Source organism: Plantactinospora sp. CA-294935 (genome assembly GCF_050936445.1).
GTDB lineage: Bacteria > Actinomycetota > Actinomycetes > Mycobacteriales > Micromonosporaceae > Plantactinospora.
This window is the reverse complement of sequence record NZ_JBNJMU010000001.1, coordinates 6503199-6525555: the sequence shown is the minus strand read 5'-3', so window position 1 is coordinate 6525555 and position 22357 is coordinate 6503199. Positions and strand designations below refer to the sequence as shown.

Below are 22357 nucleotides of genomic sequence, written 5' to 3'. Positions count from 1 at the left end.
CCCGCGACCTCGACCGATACTTTCCGGCCGAGGATCGCCATTCCCATGCCCCGGGCGAGCCGGCTCGACCGATACTTTCCGGCCGAGTATCGCCATTCGCATACCCCGGGCGAGCCGGATCGGTGACAGTGCGAGGCGGGAGCGGTGCCGGACTGAGGCGGAGATGGTGGGGCGGCAGGAACGGAACGGGCCCGGTGCGACGCCGCCGGAGCACCCAACGATCACCTTCAGCCCGTCGGCCGAGTTCCCGCCGCTGAACGAGACGGAGCTGGCCGCCCTGCACGACGTCGGCCAGCGGTGGCGGGCGGAGCTGCGGGACCATCCACCCCGGGACACCGTACTGCCGCTGGATCCGAGCCTCGAACAGTACCGGCACCGGCCGGCACCGAGCCGCTTCCACCGGCTGGGCCAGATCGAGATGTTCCCGACCGAGCGGCGGGGGCAGTTGACCGCGACAGGCTCGGCGAGCACCACGGGCAGCCGGTTCGGCCGGGCCGGTGGTGCCCTCCGACGCGCCCTGCTCGGACCACCGCTGGCCAGCGCGGCGGTACTCCAGGAGCGGATGCGGAAGCTGGTCGCCCTTCCGGTGCTCTCCTCCGACCTGCTCTCCTCGGTGGCGTACGGGCCGGAGGCGATGATCGCCATCCTGGTGCTGGCCGGCAGCGGCGCGCTGAACCTCTCCCTGCCGATCGCCGCCGCGCTGGTGGTGCTGATGATCACGGTCGGTACGTCGTACCGGCAGACGGTCTACGCCTATCCGCACGGCGCCGGCTCCTACCTGGTGGCCTCCGACAGCCTCGGTCCCCGGTTCGGGCTCACCGCCGCGGCCGGGCTGATCCTCGACTACGTGCTGACCGTCTCGGTGTCGGTGGCGGCCGGGGTGGAGGCGATCACCTCGGCGCTGCCCGGGCTGGCCCCGTACACGGTGCTGTTCGGGCTGCTGGTGATCGCCGGGCTGCTCGCCGGCAACCTGCGCGGGGTACGGGCGGCCGGCCGGCTCTTCGCCGCGCCGACGTACCTCTTCATCGCCGCCATCGGCCTGCTCTTCGTCGTCGGTCTGGTCCGGGCGGCGGGCCGGGGATTCGAACCGGTCCCGCCACCTCCGGTCGGCGCGGTCGAGGGGCTCGGCCTGCTGGTGGTGCTCCGCGCCTTCGCCTCCGGCGCGGCCTCGATGACCGGGATCGAGGCGGTCGCCGACGCGGTTCCGGCGTTCCGGCCGGTGGAGTGGCGGCAGGCGCGGACCACGCTGACCTGGATGGTCGGCATCCTGGTCGTGCTCTTCGCCGGGCTGACCCTCCTGATCCACTTCAACGGGCTGGTACCCCGGGCCGACGAGACACTGCTGTCCCAACTCGCCCGCGCGACGTTCCGCACCGGGCCGTGGTACGCGCTGATCCAGGCCGCCACCACCCTGGTCCTGCTGCTGGCCGCGAACACGGCGTTCAACGACTTCCCCCGGCTGCTCTTCTTCCTGGCCCGGGACAGCTACGCCCCCCGACGGTTCCTGCACATGGGAGACCGGCTCGCGTTCAGCAACGGCATCATCGCGCTGGCGGTGGCGGCGGCCCTGATCTTCGTGGCGTTCGGCGGCTACACCCAGTCGTTGATCCCGCTCTACGCCGTCGGGGTCTTCCTGGCCTTCACCCTCTCCCAGAGCGGCATGGTGATGCACTGGCGCCGGCGCCGGGAGCGGGGCTGGCGCTGGCGGGCCGCGCTGAACGCGACCGGCGCGGTGCTCTGCGCCCTGGTCCTGGTCACCGCCGCGATCACCAAGTTCTTCGAGGGGGCCTGGGTGGTGGTGGTCGCCGTGCCGCTGCTGGTGCTGCTCTGCCTGCACATCCGGTGGCACTACGACGCGATGCGGCAGGCACTGACCCTGCCGGCAGCGGCCCCCGGCACCGACCCGGCCCGGCCGGACGGCGGCCCCGAGCCCGCACAACCACGGTCGAGTGGCGGCGGCGACGCCGAACGGACAGGGTCGGGCGGCGGGGATGCGGCCGCGCGCAGCGGCGCGGCGGAGGATGCCCGCCGGCCGAACGAGGTGGAGGAGACGAGCGGACCGGGTGACCTGCGGGTCGATCTCAGCCCGGGCGAGGTACGGCACCTGGTGGTCGTACCGGTGGCCCGGCTGAACCTGGCCGCACTGCGGGCGCTGGCGTACGCGACCTCGCTCGGGCAGCCGGCCTTCGCCGTGCACCTCAGTCCGGAACAGGAGGAGGCCGACCGGTTCCGCCGGCAGTGGGAGATTTGGGGCGCCCACCTGCGGCTGGAGACGATCATCTCGCCGTACCGGACCGTGATCGCACCGCTCGCCCAGTACGTCGCGGCCCTGCACTCCGTCCGCCCGGAGGTCACCCTGACCGTGGTGGTACCGGAGATCGTGGTCCGGCATCTGTGGCACCAACTGCTGCACACCCGGACCGAGTTGCGGCTCCGTCGCGCGCTGCGGGACGTACCCGGTGTGGTGGTCACCAGTGTGCCGATCCACCTGCCCGAATAGCGCACCGGAGGGCGTCGCGCCCAGGTGACGCCGGGGACACCCGCTCGGGCGATCGCATCCGCCCCGTCGACCACCGCCCGGTTCCGCCCTCGACCGTTCGGTCGAGTTGCTGCCCGATCGATGACAATGCCGGTACGGTCGGCGTGTGGGCCGGGCGGGGCGGAGCCGCGCAGCGCAGACTTGTCCGCGTGGAGGCGCAGCAGGTACTCGGCGGCCGCTACCGGCTCGAAGACCAGCTCGGTCGGGGCGGCATGGCGGTGGTCTGGCGGGCCCGTGACGAGGTGCTCGGCCGTCCGGTCGCGGTCAAACTGCTGGCTGGCCCGCACGCCCGGGACCCGGTCTCGCGACGGCGGATCCGGCACGAGGCGCGGGCCGCGGCGGCGCTGTCGCATCCCAACATCGCCCAGGTGTACGACTTCGGCGAGTCGGTCACCGGCCTGACCTGCATCCCGTACGTGGTGATGGAGCTCGTCGAGGGCAGCACCCTCGAACAGCGCCTCGCGACCGGGCCGCTTCCGCCGAGGGTCGTCTTCCGGATCTGTGCCGAGGTGGCCGCGGCGCTGGCCGCCGCCCATGACCGTGGCCTGGTGCACCGTGACATCAAGCCCGGCAACGTGATGGTGACGCCGTCCGGGGCGAAGGTCGTCGACTTCGGCATCGCCGCCGCGGTCGGACCGGGCGACGCGGACGAGTGGGGCGACGAACTGCTCGGCACCCCCGGCTATCTCGCGCCGGAACGGATCAGCGGCGACGCCGTCGTCCCCGCCTCCGACGTGTACGGCGTCGGGGTTCTGCTCTACCGCCTGTTGGCGGGACGCCCGCCCTGGAGCGCGGAGACCGCGACCCAGATGCTGCGGGCCCACGTGTACGTCGAACCGGCGCCACTGCCGCCGCTGCCCGACGTACCGGCGAAGGTCGTCGAGCTGTGTCGACGCTGCCTCGACAAGGACCCGGAACGGCGCCCGGCGGCCCGGGAGGTGGCCGCCGTGCTCGCCCGGGCCGCCGGGGTGCGGATCGTCGGCGACGAACTCGCCCACTCGCTGGCCCCGGCCTCGGTCGACGGGGAACCCTCGACCGTGCTGGTGCCCCGGGCCGCCGGCGGCCGAGACGGCCGGTTCCGCGCGGGAGTGCTGGCGACCGGCGCGGCGGCCGTCGCGGTCACCGCGCTGCTGCTCTGGCTCGCCGATCCGCTCGGCTCGGGACTGGGCCGGCACAGTGGAGCGGCGGAGCCCGGTCCGAGCGGCCGGCCGACCGCCGAGACCGGGCCGTCGGGGCGCACCGGTGGCGGATCCGTCTCCCCACCGCCATGGCCGGATCCGCTGACGCCGCTCGCCGGCGTCCCGGGGACACCGCCCGGCAGCCGGGTGCCCGGCCCGCTGACCGGATTTCCCCCGGGCGGTCAACCCGGCGGCGGTCCGGGCGGCCCGACACCGACCGGGCCGGGCGAGCCGGAGCCGTCGGCGCCGGAGTCACCACCGCCACCGACTCCGGCGCCGGAGGAGAAGACCCTCACCTCGGACGGCGGTTCGGTCCAGGCGGCCTGCACCGACGGCGACGCCTGGCTGCTCTCCTGGACGCCGCACCGCCCCTACAAGACCGACGAGGTCGAACCGGGTCCGGCGCCGGCCACGATGGTCAGGTTCCGGCACGGCAATCGCACCGTGCAGATGACCGTCACCTGTACCGACGGCGTCCCCACGACCACGAACACCGCCTCGGAGTGAGCCGGGCCGGGACTCGGGACATGCCGCCCGACCGTGCTCACATCCGGCTGGCGACGGTGCCGGCCAGCTCCTCCAGCGGCTTGCGGCTCTCCTTCGGGTCGTTCAGCAGTACCAGCTTGACCGCGACCCACTGGCCGCCCTTCTGGACGAAGACGGCGCCGTCCTCGGCGTACGCCTCGTCGCCGACGCCGGGCAGCGGCCAGATCTCGTGCTCCAGTTCGCGTTCGATGTCGAGAAACTTCTTCGCCCCGTCTCCGACGTAGATCTCCACCTGCGCGGTCGGGCCGGTGACCGGCCCGGTGTAGCTGCACGTCTCGCGGATCGGTACGGCGTCCTCCAGCGGCGTACCGGCCAGTTTCTCGGCCTCCGCCTTGGTGACCAGTGCACAGGGGTCCAGCGACGCGGCCGCCGGTGCCGCCGAGGTCGGCTCGGTCGCCGGCTCGGCACCGGTGGCGGCCGGCGGGGCGTCCTGCGGGGCCGCGGGCGGGTCGCCGCCGCCGAACCGGCCGCACCCGCCGGCGAGCGCGAGCGCTGTCAGGGTCACCAGCACCAGGCGGCTACGGACGATCATCAGGGACTTCCTCTCAGCCCACGCAGAGCGGGACGTTCGGCAGGGTCTGGGCCGCCCGGTGGATCGGCCACAGCTTCTCGCTCTCGAGTTCGAACTTCAGCTTCGCCGGCAACAGCTTCTGCAGCGCCTCGACCGCCACCGACGAGGCGGTGATCCCGAACCCGCCGCCGACCTTGGCGTTCAGGCTCGCCGACACGCACCGGGCCAGCGGGGCGCCCAGCGCCGAGCCGTTGGTGACGCCGAGGTCGACCACGAGCTTGGCGTACGGACCGGCGAACGCCGCCGGGATGCCGATGCCGAACTGGATCTTCGTCTCCACGGCGAAGGCGAGGCCGCTGGGGCCGACCGAGATGCCGGTGATCGAGTCCATGATGCTGCGGACCACCGAGAGGGTCGGCTTCTGCAACGTACCGCCGATCATGCCGAGGGTGCCGTTGACCGCCCACTCCCCGGCCGCCTTCACCGTGGTGTTCCGGCCGCTCAGACCGGTGCTGACGATGAACTTCCAGGTGTTGCTGTAGACCAGCGGCTCACCCGGAATCGGAAGGTTGATCTCGACCGGGACCTCGACGCGGACCTTCTTGTTGTCGTCCGCGCCGTTCGCGGCACCGGCCGAGACGTCGACCGAGATGCTCCGGATGCCGTCGACCGCGAAGGTGGCGGAGCCGCCGATCCGCCCGTTCGAGATCGGGACGTCGGCCCGGATCCGCAGGTCGGCGACGTTCATCGCGAAGTCGATGTAGACCTTGAGGTTCTCGTTGGCCGCGTACCCGATCTTCAGTCCGAGCTTGCCCGGCGTCCGGTACGGCTGCGCCTCCCAGTCGCCGACGCTGACCGTGAAGTTCCGTTCCCGCGCCGGTGGCATCCGGCCACCACCCGCCGGGGCGAGCCGCACGGGATTCATCGCGAGCACGGTGGTGCCGTCCTCCTCCGGCGCCGGGGTCGCGGCCGGAACGGTCAGCGCCGCCGGAAGAGTCAGCGCGGCGGGAAGAGCCGGCGCGGCGGGAAGAGCCGGCCCAGCCGGAACGGCCGGCGGCCGGGGCCCGGCGCCGCCGCCGAGCCCGATCGGTGTGACGGCGTCCTCCGGCGACCGCGTCCCGGCCGGCACGCTCACCGCCCCGGGCAGGTTCGGGACCTCCTGGTACGCCAGGTCAGCCTCGTCGAACCGCTGATCGCTTCGGATGTGGGCGTCCCGGAACACCTCGGTCAGCGTCACCGGAGCCAGGCTGACGGCGAGATCGTCCCCGGTCCGCCGCGCCTGCACCACCCGGCCGACCGCTCGGCTGGTGGCGTACATGATCCGGCCCGGTTCGAGGTCGTCGGCGCCCGGCGCGTCGGCGTCGAGTACCCAGGTCGTCCCGTCCGCGCTGGCCGACCGGATCGCCTCCGGTCCGCCCTCGACGAGCACCACGTCCGGCTGGTATTTGATCGACCGGTCGCGGCTCGGGCCGTATCCGTAGGTGCGGCCCGCCTCGCTCGCGGCGGCCCCACCCACCGGTTCGCCGCCGCCGGGCCGGAGACCGCACGCCGCGACGCCGGCCAGCAGGACGGTCACCCCAAGTAGCGATCCACACCGCCGCCAACTGGACATCCGCCGCCTCCGCGCTCGATCCCGCCGCGTCGGGCGGGCTGCCACCGGCGGGCCGCGCCAGCCGCCTCCGCCGGCCGGACCCGGAGCCGGGACGTGGCGTCCCGGCCGGCACCCCGCCGTCCGGGCTCCATGATGGGCGGCGATGTTCGGAGGCGGTTCAGGAATCGTTCAGGGGGCCGGCGGCCGCGGCGGTGGCCGCCGGAAAGGCCGTCGGCTGCACCTCGATCTCCCGCATCCGGTCGAGGTAGTCCTGGTAGCGCCGTGCCGCCTCGCCGTGCCGCCCGGCCGCCGACAGCGCGGTGACCAGCCCCAGGTGTGCCGATTCGTCGTAGCCGTCCTCGCTGGTCAGCCGCAGGTACCAGCCGACCGCCGCCTCCGGGCGGCCCGTTCGCAGGCACCGGCGGGCCAACCGGCGGATCAGCTCGCGGTGCAACTCGGCCAGGGCGGTACGCGGACGGGCCACCCAGTCCCCGGTCACCTCGCCGTCGTCGCAGAAGTCCCCGGTGTACATCCCGACCACCGCCTCCAGCCGGCCCAGTATCTCGACGCCACCCGCCTCGTCCCGCTCCCCCACCGGCGCACCCCCGTTCACCCGGGTACGCCCGTCCGGCGGGCTCGCACCGTCGGCCGCGATCGCCGAACGGGCCGCGTCGTGAAACCGCACCGCGTCCACCGACACCTGGTCCGGGTTGATCCCTACCGTGGCCGGATCGGTGTCCAGGTATCGGTCGGCCGGGTGCCGGCGGCCCGGGTCCAGCACGGCGCGGACGGTCGAGACGAGCACCGAGAGCCGGCGCAGCGCCACCTCGGCCGGCGTCTCCGGCCACAGCACGGCGGCCAGGGTCTCCCGGCCCAGCGGCCGGCCGAGCTGGCCGGCCAGCACCTTCACCAGTTCCCGTGCCTTGCGGGACTGCCAGGCCGCCGCCGGTACCGGCACCCCGGCCAGCCGGACCACGAAGTGCCCCAGGGTCTGCACCTCGACCTCCGGCACCGGCGCCGGTCCGATCGCCGCCAGCGGCCCGGCGACATGCCAGGCCCCTTCGCGTACGCCGAGCCGGTGCAGCCGCTGGTAGGCGACCTCCTCGGCCGGCCGGTCCGCCCCGAGCCGCGCCCGCAGCAGCGCGTTCGTGGCCAGCGCGACCTCGTTGCCGGCATCGGCCCAGATCTGTGCCGCCTCGACCAGCCCCACCGTCGGCCGGCCCGACGTACGGCCGGCGTCGGAGCCGCTGGCGCCGCCGGCCGTACCCGCCGGGCCGGCCAGTCCGGTGGCGAGCGCCGCGAGTTCGATCGCCTCGGCCAGCCCGGCCGGGTCGCGCCGGGGCCCCGCCTCGGCGCGGGCCCGCTCGGCGTGCCGGCGGGCCGAGGCGACGTCTCCGGAACAGAGCGCCACCCAACCGGCGGCGAGTTCGGCCACGGTCGGTCCGTTGGCGCTCGGCATCGCCAGGGCCCGCCGGGCGTACTCGGCCGCCGCGGCCGGGTCGTCGGCGTAGCGGGTGCGGGCCAGCCCGGCACACGCCTCCATCAGCACCTGCGCGTTGCCGTCCGGTTCCGCCATCGCCAGCGCCGCCCGGTAGCCGGCCACCGCCTGGCTGGTCGAGCCGCAGACCCGGTGCACCCGGGCGGTCAGCAGCAGCCCGAACGCGGCCAGCGGCGACCCGTCGCGCTGCCACAGGCTGAGCGCCGCGTCGGAGTCGGTCCGGGCCCTGGCCAGTTCGCCGAGCCCCAGCCACGCCTCGGCGCGGTTGTGCAGGGCCAGCGCCAGCAGCAGCCGCTGCCCCGTCTGCTCGCCGAGCCGGATCGCCGCGCCGAGCTCCTCGGTCGCCGCCCGGTACCGGCCCTCCTCCACGAGCCGGGAGCCGACGTTGCAGTGGATCCGCAACTGCTGGGCGAGGTCACCGGCCCGGACGGCCGCGGCGAGCGCCCGGGCGTACGCGTGCTCGTTGCCGGCCCGGTCCCCGGCGCTGAACGCGGCCAGCGCCCGGGCCACGTACGCCGCCGCGATCGCCGCGTCGTCCCGGCTCTCCTCGGCCAACCGGACCGCCTCGTCGGCGAGTTCCCTGGTCCTGGCCCCGTCTCCCCGGGCCCACCGCACCGCCGCCCGCCCCGCCATGACCTGCGCCTGGTCCGCCAGCCCGGACGTCCCGCCCCCGGACGTCCCGCCCCCGGGCGTCCCGGTGCCGGGCAAGGCCCGTTCGAGCAGCGCCTCCGCGTCGTCGAACTCGCCCCGCCGGTGCAGCAGCGTGCCGAGCTGCCAGGCCAGCGCCGCCGGCAGCGGCATCCCGGCCGGTACCGCCGCCAGGTGGCGCAGCGCCTCGTCGTGCTGCCCGTCGCGTACCGCCGACTCGGCGAGCACCAGGTCGGCGTCGGGTATCCCGGACGGTCCACCCAGGACCAGCCGGGCCGCCCGGAGCGGGGCGAACTGACCGGCGGCGAGCCGGCGCCGACCGGCCAGCTCGCGCAACGCCCGGTCGTACGCCCCCGCGACCCGGCCGCGCGGACCGGCCCGGCGGATCGCCGACAGTGTCCAGAGTGCGGCCAGGTCGGCTTCGTCGAGCGTCGACGACAGTTCGTCCAGTCCCGGCGGCGCCAGTGCCCCGACCTCGCGGGGACGGGTGGCCCGGTGTCCCCGTCCCGCACCGAACTCGGTGGCGAGGCCGGCGATCGCGGCGACCACCCCGGGTGAGTCGGCACAGTCGAGCGCGCTGCGCCGGACGATCGGGTGTTGCCCCGCCGGGCCCGCGGCCGCCAGCATCCGGCGTACCTCGGCCGGGGTGAGTGCGAGGTCCGCCGCGGTGATCTCGCCGAGCCGGCCGGCGGATCGCAGCGGGCCGGCCGGGAACGGCAACGGGTCCCGTCCGGCGACCACCAGCACCGTGCCGGCGGGCAGCCGGGTGGCGAGCGCCGCCAGCAGGCCCGCGCTCGGGCCACCGACCAGCAGGTGCGCGTCGTCGAGCACCAGGCGGATCGCGGCGGGAACGGATCCGGCCGGGCCGGCACCGGCGGCCGATCCCGCGCTGGCGGTCTCGACAGCCGCGGCCGGATCGGCCGTGCTGCCCCCGACCGGGCGGACAGTGGCGCCGGCAGCCGGGTCGGTGGTCGGAGTGGCAGCCGGGCCGGGGGGCGGAGTGGCAGCCGGGCCGGCGGCGACCAGTGCCTCGACGAGCAGTCCGGCGAGTACTGCCGGGTCGTCCAGGGTGTTCGGGACGGGTACCTGGACGCCGGCGCCGCGCAGCGCCGCCGCGACGGCGGCGAAGAGGTGCTGCGGATCGCGATCGGCCGGACGGAGGGTGTGCCAGGTGCTCCGCCGCCGGTCCGCCCAGTCCCGCAGCAGGGTCGTCTTGCCGGCGCCCGGGTTGGCGACGACGGCCACGAAACGGCAGGTGGAGAGCTGGTCGAGACGCCTGATCAGCCTCGGCCTGGGCAGCACCACCGGATCGGGCCACCCGTCGCCAGCCGGTGCCCATCCCCCACCGGTGGTCACGGCACCAGGTTATCCGCCGGCCGGAGACGACCGTCCGGCGACATCGGCCGGACCGGCAGGCATCCCGGGCGGTCGTCCGGCGGTCGCCCGTCGGCGGCAGGGCAGTTACGCCGGTCCGCGCCGTCCACCTGCGCCATGCCGCTCCTCCCACCCCGGGAACGCCTCGATGACATGATCCAACAGCCCGGCAAGCTTCTCGTCGTACCGGTACGGCGCGACCGACGGTCGGCCGGGCCGTACACCCACGCCGTCCTGCGGGACGGTCACGGGCGGGCAGGGGATCCCGTCGTCGTGTCGTAGGGGTCCGCGATACTCGCCGGCCACGGCCACCGAGGACGCCTGGCAACTCGTCGAGCAGGCCCGGGCCGAGCTGCCCGGGACGAGCGACCCCGACACGATCGCCGAACGGATGCGTGGGCTGCTCGCGCAGCGGAGCAGGCACTGGCCGACCCGGACAGCCTCGACTGACCGCCCTCTGCCTCGGGCCGGACGTCAGTTCGGCGGCAGGGTGTCCATGAAGGAGCTGACCGAGAAGACCGCGTTGCCGGCACCGGGCGGGCCGTACCCGGGCGGGCTGCTCAGCCCGTTCGCCTCCATCGTCGCCCGGTACGCCTCCAGCAGCCGGATGTGGTATTCGAGCGGCGCGCCCTGCGGGTTCGTCCGGCCCAGCGGCGTGGTCGGCTCCGGGCACCAGGTGGTGAACCGGGGGGTGATCCCCCGGGACATGAAGAACTGCAACCCCTCGGTGGTCGACTCGATCGCCTCGTCCACGGTGCTGAAGCCGAACGGCTCGGCCATCTCGATCCCGGCCACGAAGTTCGGGATGACGTTGCGCGGCCCGAAGATCTCGGCGGAGTCGAGGATCCGGCGGTGCCACTCCTCGCGACCGACGTACCGCTCCTTGCCGGGGCAGTAGAGCTCGAAGAGCCGCTTGTCCCAGACCTCGTAGTTGGGGTGGTAGATCCGGATCCCGTAGTCGTGGAACCGCTGCACGTCGGCCTTTGGCAGGGCCTGGGCGACGACCTTGCCGATCCACCGGCCGGGGAACCGTTCCTCGATCGCCTTCGCGTACCGGCCGTAGAAGTCGGCCTCGGCCAGCCCGTCGACCTTGGAGGTGACGCTACCCCCGGTCAGGGTGTATGCCTTCGAGGCGCCGAGGGTGTCGTGCCGGTCGATGATCTCCATCGCCTCCAGCACCTCGTCCACCGGCTTCACCCCGGTGTACGGCCGGCCGGCCGCCTTGTGCTGGCGCCAGTTGTGGTTGATGTCGCAGTACTGGCACTCCTCCTTGGCGCCGAAGTACTGGCAGACCCGGAAGACGGTGAGGTAGATCAGGTAACCCCACTGGATGGTCGGGGCCACCTCCATCACCGACTTGCCGCCCGCGAGGGTGTGCCGGTAGTACTCCGGCATCGGCGGCAGCCCGACGTCGGCGATCGGCCGGTCGTCCAGGTAGAGCCGGAGCACCCCGTCGCCGCCGTCCTTGACCCGGTACGGCGAGTCGGGGTTGACCCGTACCGAGACCACGGTGCGGCGCAGCTCGTACGGGCCGCCGGTCAGGACGATCTCCTCCGGCGGCCGGCGCAGCGCCGCCGAGCCCAGCTCGGGCAGGGTCCGGTGGTCGAAGGAGAAGATGAAGTACGACTTCGGCTTGACCTCGCCGTTCTCGTTGTCGGTCAGCGCCGAGTCGTCGAACGCCATGCCACCGCGCAGCAGGTCCTCCTTGAGGACCGCCTCGCGCGGGATGTGCGGGAAGCGCCCCATCAGGTCCTCGACGAGATCAGTGCGGGTCTGCACGCGCGCTCCTCCGGTCCGCTACGACGCCGTCGGATCTCCCGACGAGCCTGCCGTCACCATGGCACCCCGCGCCGGCTGGCCGGCGACCGCCTCCTCGGCGGTGTGCCCCCGACCACGCTACCCGCGCCCCGTCCGGGCCCACCGAGTGGATCAAGCATCGGCGAGGCGGCCGGGTGAACAGGTACGGCCCGCGGTACCCCCGTCGGGCAGTCAGCGGCATCGCAACCGTGCCATCACGGACCGCAGCGCCCTGGGTAGATCGTCAACACCTATCCGAGCAACTGCCGCTTCTGCACCTTGCCCATCGCGTTGCGGGGCAGCGCGTCGACCAGGTGCACCCGGCGGGGCCGCTTGTGCCGGGACAGCCCGGACGCGACGAAGTCGATCAGTGCCTGGGCGGTCACGCCGTCGCCGACGACGTACGCCACCACCTCCTGGCCGAGGTCCGGGTGCGGGGCGCCGACCACCGCCGCCTCCCGGACACCGGGGTGGGCGAGCAGCATGTTCTCCACCTCACCGGCGCCGATCCGGTATCCGCCGCTCTTGATCAGGTCGACGCTGGCCCGCCCGACGATCCGGTGCTGCCCGTCCGGCCCCACCGTCGCCACGTCGCCGGTGCCGAACCAGCCGTCCGGGGCGTACGACGCCCGGGTCGCCTCCGGCATCCCGAGATAGCCGCCGAAGAGGGTGGCACCGCGGACCTGGAGCTCCCCGATGCTCTCGCCGTCGGCCGGCAACACGGCACCGGCGTCGTCGACCAGCCGGGTCTCGACGCCGCGCAGCGGCAGGCCGACGTGTCCGGGCCGGCGGTCGCCGTCGACCCGGGTACTGAGGGTGATCAGGGTCTCGGTCATGCCGTACCGCTCGATCGGGCGGTGCCCGGTCAGCCCGGCCAGTCGGGCGAAGACCCGCTCCGGCAGTGGTGCGCTGCCGGAGACCAGCAGCCGGGCGGTGCCCAGCGCCCGGGCCGATCCGGGATCGTCCGCGATCCTCGACCACACCGTCGGTACGCCGAACAGCAGCGTCCCGCCGGCCGCCGCGTACCGGTCGGGGTGGGGCCGGCCGGTGTGCACCAGCCGGGAACCGACCCGCAACGCCCCCAGTACGCCGAGGACCAGCCCGTGTACGTGGTACAGCGGTAGCCCGTGCGCCAGGGTGTCGTCCGGGGTCCACGCCCACGCCTCGGCCAGCGCGTCCAGGTCGTGCGCGATCGCGTCCCGGGTCAGCAGGACGCCCTTGGGCGCCCCGGTCGTGCCGCTGGTGTAGAGGATCAGCGCGGTGGCCGTACCCGATGGCTCCGGCAGTTCGACGGACGGCGCCGACCCGGCGGCGCGGACCGGCTCGACCGGCACCGGCACCGGGTACGGCGGCGGGGTGTCCGCCAGCAGCAGCGCGGCTCCGGAATCGGTGAGGATGTGCGCCAGTTCCACCGGCCCGGCGTCGGCCGGCACCGGCACCACCGGTACCCCGGCCATCAGCCCGCCGAGCACGCCGACCACCCCGGAGAGCGAGGCGGTCGCGTACACGGCGACGGCCGGCGCACCCACCAGCCGGCCGGCGACCCCGGCGGCGGCGGTCCGGAGTTCCTCCCAGGAGGCCGCCTCACCGTCGACCCGGACCGCGTCCGGACGGTCCGGCAGCACCCCACCCAGTGCCGGCAGCAGCATCGTTCCTCCCGTCCGTCGACTGACGACGATCCTGCCAGGTGGAGCTGACCGCCGTGCCTACCGTCGACCGTGGGTGGCCGACCCCGCGTCGACCGTGGCCGACCCCGCGTCGATCGTGGGCGACCGCCGCCGAACACGGCGGCCGGATGGAGCCGGCGCGCTGGCCTCCCGGGAGCTGCACCGCCGGCAGGTCTTACCGGTCGGTCCGGCGGGACGCCGGGCGTACCGCGAGAGTGTTCTGCGGCGAGTGGCTCTGCGTCGAGGAGTGTGTGCCGGCCGGCGGGCGGCCGGGCGGTCAGCGGGACGCCCGGTCCTGTTCGGCCAGGATGCCGGTGCCCTGACCGACCTCGATCAGGTAGCCGTCCGGGTCCCGGAGATAGCAGCGGATCTCGACGCCGTGGTCCTTCGGCTCGGTGAGGAACTCGCCGCCCCGGGACGACCACTCGGCGTACACCCGCCGGACGTCGGTCACCCGGATGTTCATCGCGCAGCCGAGCGTGTTCGGGTCGGCCGGAGCCTGCGCGTTGACCGTCGGCTTGTCGTCGGTCGGGCCACCCTCCGTGTTGAGCACCAGATAGCTGTTGTGGAATCGCAGGATGCAGGGCTCGCGCTCCCGCACGCAGGTGGCGCCGAGCACCCGCTGGTAGTACTCCCGGGACCGGTCGACGTCCCGGACGATCAGCAGGGTGGAGAGCATTGCCCCGCCCTCGGGACGGAAGTAGTCGGGTGCCTCGTCCGCCATGGTCGACTCCTTCTCCTGGACTTCTCCTGGACTTCTCCTGGACGCGCTCGTGGTCAGAGCGGAGGATTCGGCTCGATCGCGAACTGACCCGGGTCGCGCAGCGCGTCGGCGACCACGACCCCGGCCATGACCGCGGTGGCGAGGAACGGCGCGGCGAGCAGGGGCAGTACGAGGGCGACCGGGGTGAGCAGGGCGAACGCCAGCAGGGCGTACCAGCGGGTCGCCGCGATCTTCCGGTGCGCCTCGCGCTCGTCCCACATCCGCCCGACGAGGAACAGCACCGGACCACCGAAGATGATCCCGATCCAGGCCATGTCGTGCTCGGCGTACGGATCGTGGATGAGCAGGCCGTAGCCGACCGCGGTGGCGATGATCCCGCAGACCATGACCAGGTGGGTGTATCCGGCGATCCGGGTGAACCGGAGCTGGTTACGGCTCCGGCGGATGGCCTCGGCGAGCGCGGGCCCGGGTCGGTAGAAGTAGATCCGCCAGAAGAGCACGGTGGTGACGAAGGTCGCCACGAAGACCGCGGTACGTTCGACGGCGAAGCCGACGGGGCTGAGCACGAAGCCGCTGACCAGGATCGCCTCGCCGAGCGCGATGAGCAGCACCTGCTGGTAGCGCTCGGCCAGGTGCTCCGCGCTGACGACCCAGTTGCCGGCGTTGCTGGGGCCCACGCCCGGCGTCGACCAGCGCAGTACGGCACCGAGGAACTCCACGACGACCGCCGCCGTCCAGAAGATCCCCCGGCCGGTGCCGCCGCTGAGCGCCCCGGCGATCCAGCCCACCGAGGCGATCGTCGACCAGCAGAGGATCCGGATCGACTCCGCGTTGCGGGGATGCCCGCGCAGCGCCACGATCAGAATGAGCGGGCGACTCATCTGCACCGCGACATAGGTGCTGGCGAAGATCACGCCGCGCTCGCCGAAGGCCTGCGGCAGCGACACCGCCATGATCATGGCACCGAACATCGAGGCGATGACCACGAGCTGGATCTCGATCCGGCGGGGGTCGAACCGGCTCGTCGTCCAGGCGGTGAGCAGCCAGACCTGCCAGAGGGCGAGCAGGACGAGGAGGGTCTGTCCCAGTTCGGAGACCAGGGTCCGGCGGCTGACCGTGAAGTCGTCGGTCAGCCGCTGGGAGAGCCGGGTGAGCGCGAAAACGTACACCAGATCGAGGAAGAGTTCCAGGAAGGTGGCCCGCCCCTGGCTTCTGGAGTCGCCGAGGTGTCCGCGTCGGTCATCGGCCGCCACGGACCGTCCGCCTTGTCCCGATCTGCCCCGTCACTCGGCAGTCATACCACGACCGGCGGCCTCCGCCCGGGCATAACGGCGGACCGATGGGCGACGCCCCCGCCCGGGGCAGCCGCCCACCGGCGCCGTACGGCTCGCGGTGCTCCTCCGGTCAGGTCAGGCCAGCCCGGGCCGCTACGGCGGTGTCCGGGTGGTCACTGAACACTCCGTCCAGGCCGAGTCCGTAGAAGAGCTCGTACTCGGCGATGATGTCGCCCCGGGCGTTCGGGTCGGTACCGATCCGGAAGTCGGTCGGCAGGAACTGGTTCTCTGCCCGGAAGGTCCAGGCGTGCACCACCAGGCCGGCCCGGTGCGCGTCCCGGACCACGGTGGTCGGGGCGAGCAGCTTGCCGCTGGAGTCCCGGGGCACCAGCAGGTTCTTGTTCGTCCCGATGCCGTCGGCGTAGCTGTCGATCCAGCGCAGGTTCTCCGGCTTGACCAGGTCGGCATAGGTACGCGGGTCACCGGCCAGCGTGAAGTCGTACGGGCGGCCGGCCGCGTCCAGCAACTGGGCCAGCCGTACGTCGGTCAGCTTGTTCAGCCTACGGAGGTTGGCGGTCTCGAAGGACTGGATGATCACCGGGTCCTTCTTGTCTGTCATGCCGTTCTTCCGGAGTACCCGCACCAGCGGCTCCTCCAGCGGCAGTCCGATCGACTGGAAGTAGCTGGGGTGCTTGGTCTCCGGGTAGATGCCGATGGTCCGGCCCAGCCGGCGGCTCTCGCTGCGGGCCAGGTCGATGACCTCCTGGAGGGTCGGCACCGGCAACTGGCCGTCGAACGCGGTGTTGGTCACCCGTACCTGCGGCAGCCGCTCCTTGGCTCGCAGCGTCTTCAGCTCGGCCAGGGTGAAGTCCTCAGTGAACCAGCCGGTCACCGGGGCGCCGTCGATGGTCTTGGTGGTCTTCCGGGCGGCGAACTCGGGGTGCGCGGCGACGTCGGTGGTGCCGGAGATCTCGTTCTCGTGCCGGGCCACCAGCACCCCGTCCCGGGTCGAGACCAGGTCGGGCTCGATGAAGTCCACACCCATCCGGATCGCCAGCCGGTAGGCCTCCAGGGTGTGCTCCGGACGGTAGCCGCTGGCGCCGCGGTGCGCGATCACCAGCGGGCGGTCACCGGCCACCGGCCGCGACCGGTCGTCGTGCGCGGCGGCCTGGCTGGCCGGCACCGCCACGGCGGTCGCCAGCAACGCGCCGGCCAGGCCGAGCGCGGAAAGGGTACGTGCCAATGTCGTCTCCCGTCGGTCGAGGCGGTGCCGTGCCGCTGGGCGCGGCTCTGCCCGTGGATCGACCTGGAATCCAACCCCGCTCCGGCGACCAGCAGTCGGGTAGCGGCTGTCCGGATGGTGAACCTCCGGGGTGTGGGGGGCCGGCCTCGGTCCCGGTCATCCGACCTCCCTCCCCTCGTCCGCCCGGGTCGACCGGAATTATCGCCGACCGTCCACTCCGGCACGCGCCGATCGGAACGCGGGCCGGGGTCGGGGAAGACACGTCGGCGCCGCGCGGTCCGGCTTGACCATCAATGCCTAACGGTTAGACTCTAGCGGCTAGGCATCGGAGGTCGGTGGATGAAACACGTTGTGCTCGGGCTGCTCGCCGCCGGCCCGGCCCACGGCTACGAGCTGCGTCGGCGCTACGACGAGCTGTTCGCCGACGCCGGCGGCGAGGTCAACATCGGCCAGATCTACGTGACACTGGGCCGGCTGGAGCGGGACGGGCTGGTCGCACACACCACCGAGTCCGGCGGCGACCGGCGCGACCGCAAGGTCTACCGGCTCACCGCGCCCGGCACGGCGGCGCTGCACGAGTGGCTCTCCGCCCCCTCGGATCCCCCGCTGGTCAAGCCGGACGTGCTGCTCCGGCTGGTCGCCGCCCGGCTGGCCGCGCCGCTGCTGCCGGACGTGGATCCCCGGACGGTCATCACCGACCACCGGCAGCGATGTCTGGAGGCACTCCGGGAACTCGACCGGCAGGCGGCCCGCACCGCCGCCGGGAGCGTCAGCGGCCTGCTGGTGCAGGCGACCGCGCTGCACCTTCAGGCCGAGCTGCGCTGGCTGGAGGCGTGCCAGCAACAACTCACGCAGATCGAGTTCAAGACCTCCTGGAAGGGAGACGGCGATGAGTGAGCCGCTGCTGCACGCCCGCGGCCTGGTACGCACCTACCACGGCGGCGTACGGGAGCTGGCCGCCCTGCGGGACGTCTCGATCGAGGTGGCGGCCGGCGACTGGGTCGCGGTGACCGGGCCGAGCGGCTGCGGCAAGTCCACCCTGCTGCACCTGCTCGGCGGGCTCGACCGTCCCGACCGGGGCGAGGTGTGGCTGGCCGGCCACCGGATGGACACCCGCTCGGAGAGCGAACGGGCCATGCTGCGGCGCCGGCACGTGGGCTTCGTTTTCCAGTTCCTCAACCTGGTGCCGACGATGACGGTGGCCGGCAACGTGGAGCTGCCGCTCGTGCTCCAGGGTGTCGGCCGCCGGGACGCGCGCCGCCGGGTGCTGGAGGTCCTCGACGAGCTGGGCGTGGCCGAGGTTGCCGACGCCGCGCCGGCCGAACTCTCCGGCGGCCAGCAGCAGCGGGTGGCCCTGGCCCGCGCGGTGGTGCACCGCCCCGACGTGCTGCTGGCCGACGAGCCGACCGGGGCGCTGGACTCGGCCGCCGCCGAGACCGTCCTCGACCTGCTGCGCCGACGCCACGAGGAGGGTCAGAGCATCGTGCTGGTCACCCACGACCACCGGGTCGCGGCGGCCGCCGACCGGGTGGTGACCATGCTCGACGGGCAGATCGCCGACGAGCGGGACCTGACCGGCTCGGCCGGCCGGCCGGCGTTCGGCAACCTGATCGACCTGGAGGGCTGAGCCGTGTCCGCCGTCCTCCGGCTCGCCCGCTCCGGCCTGCGCGGCGGCAACCGGGCCACCGCGATCGCCACCGTGCTGGTCGCCGCGCTGGCCACCACCGGCGTGGTCGCCGGGCTGTCGGTGCGGGATCAGGGCGGCGCGGAGGTGGACCGGATCTACCGCGACGCCGGCCGCCCCGACCTGGTCGTCTACGGCACGCCGGAGGCGCTTGAAGCGGTACGCCTGGACCCGGCGTTCGCGGCGACCGCCCCGGTGACCCCGTACCTCGATGCGGCGGTCGTGCTCGGCCGGGACTCGGTCGACGCCCGGATCACGACCCTGCTCACCGGTCCGTCCCCGGTGGGCCGCCCGCTGCTGCGTACCGGTGCGTGGCCGGCGGCCGGCGTAGCCGGGGAGGTGGTCTTCGACCAGGCCGCCGCGACCGAGGCCGGCATCCGCGCCGGTGACCGCGTCCGGCTGACCGTCGGCGGTCGGCCCGCGACCCTGACCGTGGTCGGCACCGCGGTCGACCTGACGGACTGCTTCTATCCGGACTGTGACCCGATCCGGCTCTTCGTCGATCCGGCCACCCTGGCCGCCCTGGCCACGCCCACCCCGCCGCCGACCGCCGATTCGACACCGACGACGGAACCGACACCGACCGGCCGTCCGACACCGACGACCCACCCGACACCGACCGGCCGTCCGACACCGACGACCCACCCGACGCCGGCGGGCGCTGCTCCGAACGCGGTGCCGTCGAGTGCCGCTCCGAACCCGGGCCCGCCGGGCGCCGGTGACCCCGCCGGGTCGCCCGGGACCGGTCGATCGACGGCGGGCGGCCGGACGGCACTGCTGGTCGCCCGGCTGGTCGACCCCGGCCAGGCCGACGCGGTGGCCGCCCGGGTCGGCACCCGCAGCGGCATCGAGGGAGTCCAGCCGTGGCCGGACACCAGGGAGGACATCCTCGTCCGGGACCGGATCTTCGGCGCCTCGCTGGCCGGCTTCGGCATCTTCGTCCTGCTCGCGGCCGCGTTCGTGGTCGCCGGTACCGCCACCGCCCGGCTGATGGCCCGGCGGCGGGAGATCGCGCTGCTCCAGTCGATCGGCTACACCACCCGGCAGGTGATCACCGGTCTGCTCACCGAGGCGCTGCTGCTCGGCGCGGTGGGCGTACTCGCCGGCTGGGTGGCCGGCACCCTGCTCGCCCCGTACCTCCAGATCGGCCTCGGCGGCGCGCTCGGCCGGCCGGGCCTGCGGATCGCACCGCTGTCGCTGCTCGGCTCCGCCCTGCTGGTCGGCACGGTGCTCGCCGCGGCCACCGTCCTGCCGGCCTGGCGGGCGGTCCGGCAACCGGTCTCCGAGGTGTTGGGCAACGCCCCGCCGCGCGGCGCGGCCCCGGCCCGGGTCACCCGGATGCTCGACCGGCTCCGGCTCGGCCCCGCCTGCCGGTACGGTCTCGGTGCCGTACTCACCCGTCCCGGGCGCTCCGCACTGACCGCCGCCGCCCTGGCGGTCGCCGTGGCGGCGGTCGTCGTCGGGGTCGGCTTCACCGCCACCGTGGACCGGCTGATCGCCGAGCCGGCCCGGACCGGTGACCCCTACGACGCCGTCGTGGTGGCGGACGGCACCGCCCCGGCCACCGTGACCGCCGCGCTGGCCGGTACGCCGGGCGCCGCTGGCTGGTACAGCCAGCTCGACCGGCGGACCACCCTCGGCGACCAGACGTTCCTGTCCCGCGCGATCGGTGGGGATCCGGCCGACGCCAGGTTCCTGATCCGGGAGGGCAGGCCACTGCGGGCGCCCGGCGAGGCGATCGCCGGGTACGGCCTGCTGCGCCGGTTCGGGCTCCAGGTCGGCGACACGATCGAGGTCAGGGCCGGTGACACCCCGTTGCGGCTGACCGTCGTGGGCTGGTACAGCGAGACCGAGGACACCGGGGAACTGCTGATGTACCGCGCCGAGATGCTGCCCGGGGTACCGCCGGACGCCTACCTGGTCTCGGCCGGCCCGACCGGTACGCCGGAGGCGCTGGCCGCCGCGCTGCGTGACCGGCTCGGCCCCGGCGTCACGGTGCACGCCCGGACGTCCGACCCCGACGACCTCGGTACGTACACCGTGGCGATGCGCCTGCTGGCCGCCCTCGTCCTGGCGGTCAGCCTGGCCAACCTGGCCGCCGCGCTGCTGACCGGTGCCCGGGAGCGGGCGCGTACCCTCGGAGTGCTCCGCGCGGTCGGGTTCACCGTCCGGCAGACCCTCGCCCAGTCCGCGACCGGCGGTGCCGCGCTCGGCCTCGCCGCCGCGCTCGCCGGCCTGCCGATCGGCCTGCTGGTGTTTCGGCTGCTCACCGACCAGGTGCTGGTCGGCATCGGCGCCGGTCCCGGTCTCGCCGAACCCCCCTCCGCCATGCTGCTCGCCGCGACCGTGCCGGCGACCGCACTGGCCGGCGCGTTCGCCGGCGTCCTGGCCGCCGGCCGGCTGGCCCGGACCCGGGCCGCCGACCTGGTCCGCTACGAGTGACGCACGGCGCCGTCCGTCAGAAGTGACGCGGGGCGCCGTCCGCTAAGAGTGAGGAGCAGCGCCGTCCGTCAAGAGTGACGCGGGGCGCCGTCCGCTAAGAGTGGGGAGCGGCGCCGTCCGCTAAGAGTGGGGAGCGGGGTGCCGTCCGCTACGCATGACACGCGGCGCCGTCCGCCACGAGTGCGGAGCGGCGCCCGGTCCCGCCGTCGAACCGTCGGAGACGGGCCCAGCATGACCACTGCCGGCAGCCAGGCCGGTGAGCGCCGCTCAGAAGGTGACCGGCAGGCTGCTCAGCCCTCGGGTCCGGAACGACGGCCGCCAGGCCAGCTCGGCCGGGTCGACCGCCAGGGCCAGCTTCGGAAACCGGTGCAGGACCGCCCCGATCGCGACCTGCGCCTCCAGCCGGGCCAGCGGCGCACCGACGCAGTAGTGGATGCCGTGCCCGAGCGTCAGGTGCGCGTTGTCCGGCCGCTCCAGGTCGAGCGCGTCCGGCTCGGCGAACCGCTCGGGATCCCGGTTCGCGGCGGCGACGCAGAGCAGCACCGTGGCCCCGGCCGGGATCGTGACCCCGCCGATCGTGAGGTCGGTGACCGCGAAGCGGCGCAACGCGACCGTGCCCGGCGGCTCGTAGCGGAGCAGTTCCTCGACGGCGGCCGGCGACGGTTCGGCACCGGCACGTACCAGCGCCAACTGCTCCGGGTTGCGCAGCAGGGCGAGCAGGCCGGTACCGATCACGTGCACGGAGTTCTCGTAGCCGGCGAAGAGCACCAGGAAGGCGAGCGAGGTCAGTTCGTCCTCGCTCAACCGGTCGGCGCCGCTGTGCCGGCCCGGGTCCGCGGCGCCGCCGCCGGCCGTCGGGCCGGGGCCGTCCGGCGCGCCGGAAGCGGCACCGTCGACGCCCCGAGCGGCGTCGTCCACACCGGTGTCCCGGGCCGCGATCATCGCGGTGAGCAGGTCGTCGCCGGGGTTCCGTCGCTTGTCGGCGATGAGCCGGACCAGGAAGTCCTGGATCGCCAGGACCGCCCGGCCAGCCGAGCGGGGATCGTCGGTCGGCGGGGCGAGCATCACGTCGGTCCAGCCGCGCAGCGCGGCCCGGTCCGCCTCCGGCACCCCCAGCAGGTCGGAGATGACGGTGACCGGCAGCGGACCGGCGTACTCGGCGACCAGGTCCGCCCGCCCGGCCGGGGCGATCCGGTCCAGCAGCCGCTCGGCCGCCGCCTCGATCTTCGGCCGCAGCCGGGCGATCCGCTGTGGCCCGAAGGCGTGCCGGACCAGCCGGCGGATCCGGGTGTGGTCCGGCGGATCCATGTTCAGCAGGTTGGCGTCCAGCGCCGGCGGCAGCGAGAAGCCCTTCCACCCGTCGGTGGAGTTCGCCTTGTCCAGCGACAGCCGCGAGTCGGCGAGCCCGGCACGGACGTCGGCGTAGCGGGTCACCAGCCAGACGTTCGCGCCGTCGGGCAGGGTGAGCCGGTGCACCGGGGCGGCCGTGCGCAGCGCGGCGAACCCGGGATAGGGGTCGGCGATGAACCGCGCGTCGAACAACGAGGCGGCGGAGATGGGGGCTCGGTCTTCCGTCTGCGGCGCTCCGGTCACCCGGCCAGGCTACCGGTGGCCGCGCGGTCCGCCGGACCGGTACGCGCG

At 74.0% G+C, this 22357-nt stretch carries 14 protein-coding genes; 5 read left to right on the top strand and 9 right to left on the bottom strand.

Features of this window, described 5'->3' with window-relative positions:
* The first annotated feature begins 163 nt into the window (after window positions 1-163).
* Both ACQEVC_RS28680 and ACQEVC_RS28675 read left to right on the top strand, forming a co-directional pair.
* Window positions 164-2500 (top strand): APC family permease, encoded by a 2337-nt coding sequence (locus ACQEVC_RS28680; RefSeq protein WP_432883504.1) that lies wholly within the window; start codon window positions 164-166, stop codon window positions 2498-2500.
* Between the two features lie 188 nt (window positions 2501-2688).
* Entirely contained in the window at window positions 2689-4224 is a 1536-nt protein-coding gene (locus ACQEVC_RS28675; protein ID WP_432883501.1) for a serine/threonine-protein kinase, read from the top strand.
* 37 nt (window positions 4225-4261) lie between these two features.
* Here ACQEVC_RS28675 and ACQEVC_RS28670 read toward each other — a convergent pair whose 3' ends face one another.
* The 8 genes from ACQEVC_RS28670 to ACQEVC_RS28635 all read right to left on the bottom strand — a co-directional run bounded on the left by ACQEVC_RS28670 (window position 4262) and on the right by ACQEVC_RS28635 (window position 16590).
* Window positions 4262-4795 carry a DUF3558 family protein gene (locus ACQEVC_RS28670; protein WP_432883499.1) on the bottom strand — a complete coding sequence of 178 codons (534 nt, stop codon included), beginning with the start codon at window positions 4793-4795 and terminating at the stop codon, window positions 4262-4264.
* Window positions 4796-4808: 13 nt separating this feature from the next.
* A complete protein-coding gene (locus tag ACQEVC_RS28665; RefSeq protein WP_432883497.1) occupies window positions 4809-6350 on the bottom strand; it encodes a hypothetical protein in 1542 nt (513 codons plus the stop codon).
* Between the two features lie 193 nt (window positions 6351-6543).
* Window positions 6544-9867, bottom strand: coding sequence for a BTAD domain-containing putative transcriptional regulator (locus ACQEVC_RS28660; protein WP_432883494.1), 3324 nt, complete (start codon window positions 9865-9867; stop codon window positions 6544-6546).
* A 492-nt stretch (window positions 9868-10359) separates the two neighbouring features.
* Complete coding sequence (locus ACQEVC_RS28655) at window positions 10360-11664, bottom strand: radical SAM protein (protein ID WP_318393843.1); 1305 nt, start codon at window positions 11662-11664, stop codon at window positions 10360-10362.
* Window positions 11665-11933: 269 nt separating this feature from the next.
* Complete coding sequence (locus ACQEVC_RS28650; RefSeq protein WP_432883491.1) at window positions 11934-13331, bottom strand: acyl-CoA synthetase; 1398 nt, start codon at window positions 13329-13331, stop codon at window positions 11934-11936.
* Between the two features lie 295 nt (window positions 13332-13626).
* On the bottom strand, window positions 13627-14073 hold the full coding sequence (locus ACQEVC_RS28645) for a VOC family protein (RefSeq protein WP_432883489.1): 447 nt from the start codon (window positions 14071-14073) through the stop codon (window positions 13627-13629).
* Between the two features lie 53 nt (window positions 14074-14126).
* Entirely contained in the window at window positions 14127-15326 is a 1200-nt protein-coding gene (locus ACQEVC_RS28640) for a low temperature requirement protein A (protein WP_432883487.1), read from the bottom strand.
* A gap of 151 nt (window positions 15327-15477) precedes the next feature.
* The gene (locus tag ACQEVC_RS28635) at window positions 15478-16590 is read right to left on the bottom strand and encodes a glycerophosphodiester phosphodiesterase (RefSeq protein WP_432883484.1); all 1113 of its coding nucleotides are present in this window, start codon (window positions 16588-16590) and stop codon (window positions 15478-15480) included.
* A 339-nt stretch (window positions 16591-16929) separates the two neighbouring features.
* On the opposite strand from ACQEVC_RS28635, the gene ACQEVC_RS28630 reads away from it, so the two are divergent.
* From ACQEVC_RS28630 to ACQEVC_RS28620, 3 genes are read left to right on the top strand one after another with little or no spacing between them, the layout of a single operon-like run.
* A complete protein-coding gene (locus ACQEVC_RS28630; RefSeq protein ID WP_432883482.1) occupies window positions 16930-17487 on the top strand; it encodes a helix-turn-helix transcriptional regulator in 558 nt (185 codons plus the stop codon).
* Window positions 17480-18217 (top strand): ABC transporter ATP-binding protein, encoded by a 738-nt coding sequence (locus ACQEVC_RS28625; RefSeq protein ID WP_432883479.1) that lies wholly within the window; start codon window positions 17480-17482, stop codon window positions 18215-18217. Before ACQEVC_RS28630 ends, ACQEVC_RS28625 begins: the two co-directional genes overlap by 8 nt.
* 3 nt (window positions 18218-18220) lie before the next feature.
* Window positions 18221-20716: an FtsX-like permease family protein gene (locus tag ACQEVC_RS28620; RefSeq protein ID WP_432883477.1), complete on the top strand. Its 2496-nt coding sequence runs from the start codon at window positions 18221-18223 to the stop codon at window positions 20714-20716.
* 267 nt (window positions 20717-20983) lie between these two features.
* On the opposite strand, the gene ACQEVC_RS28615 is transcribed toward ACQEVC_RS28620, so the two are convergent.
* Window positions 20984-22309, bottom strand: coding sequence for a cytochrome P450 family protein (locus ACQEVC_RS28615; RefSeq protein WP_432883473.1), 1326 nt, complete (start codon window positions 22307-22309; stop codon window positions 20984-20986).
* Between the last annotated feature and the right edge of the window lie 48 nt (window positions 22310-22357).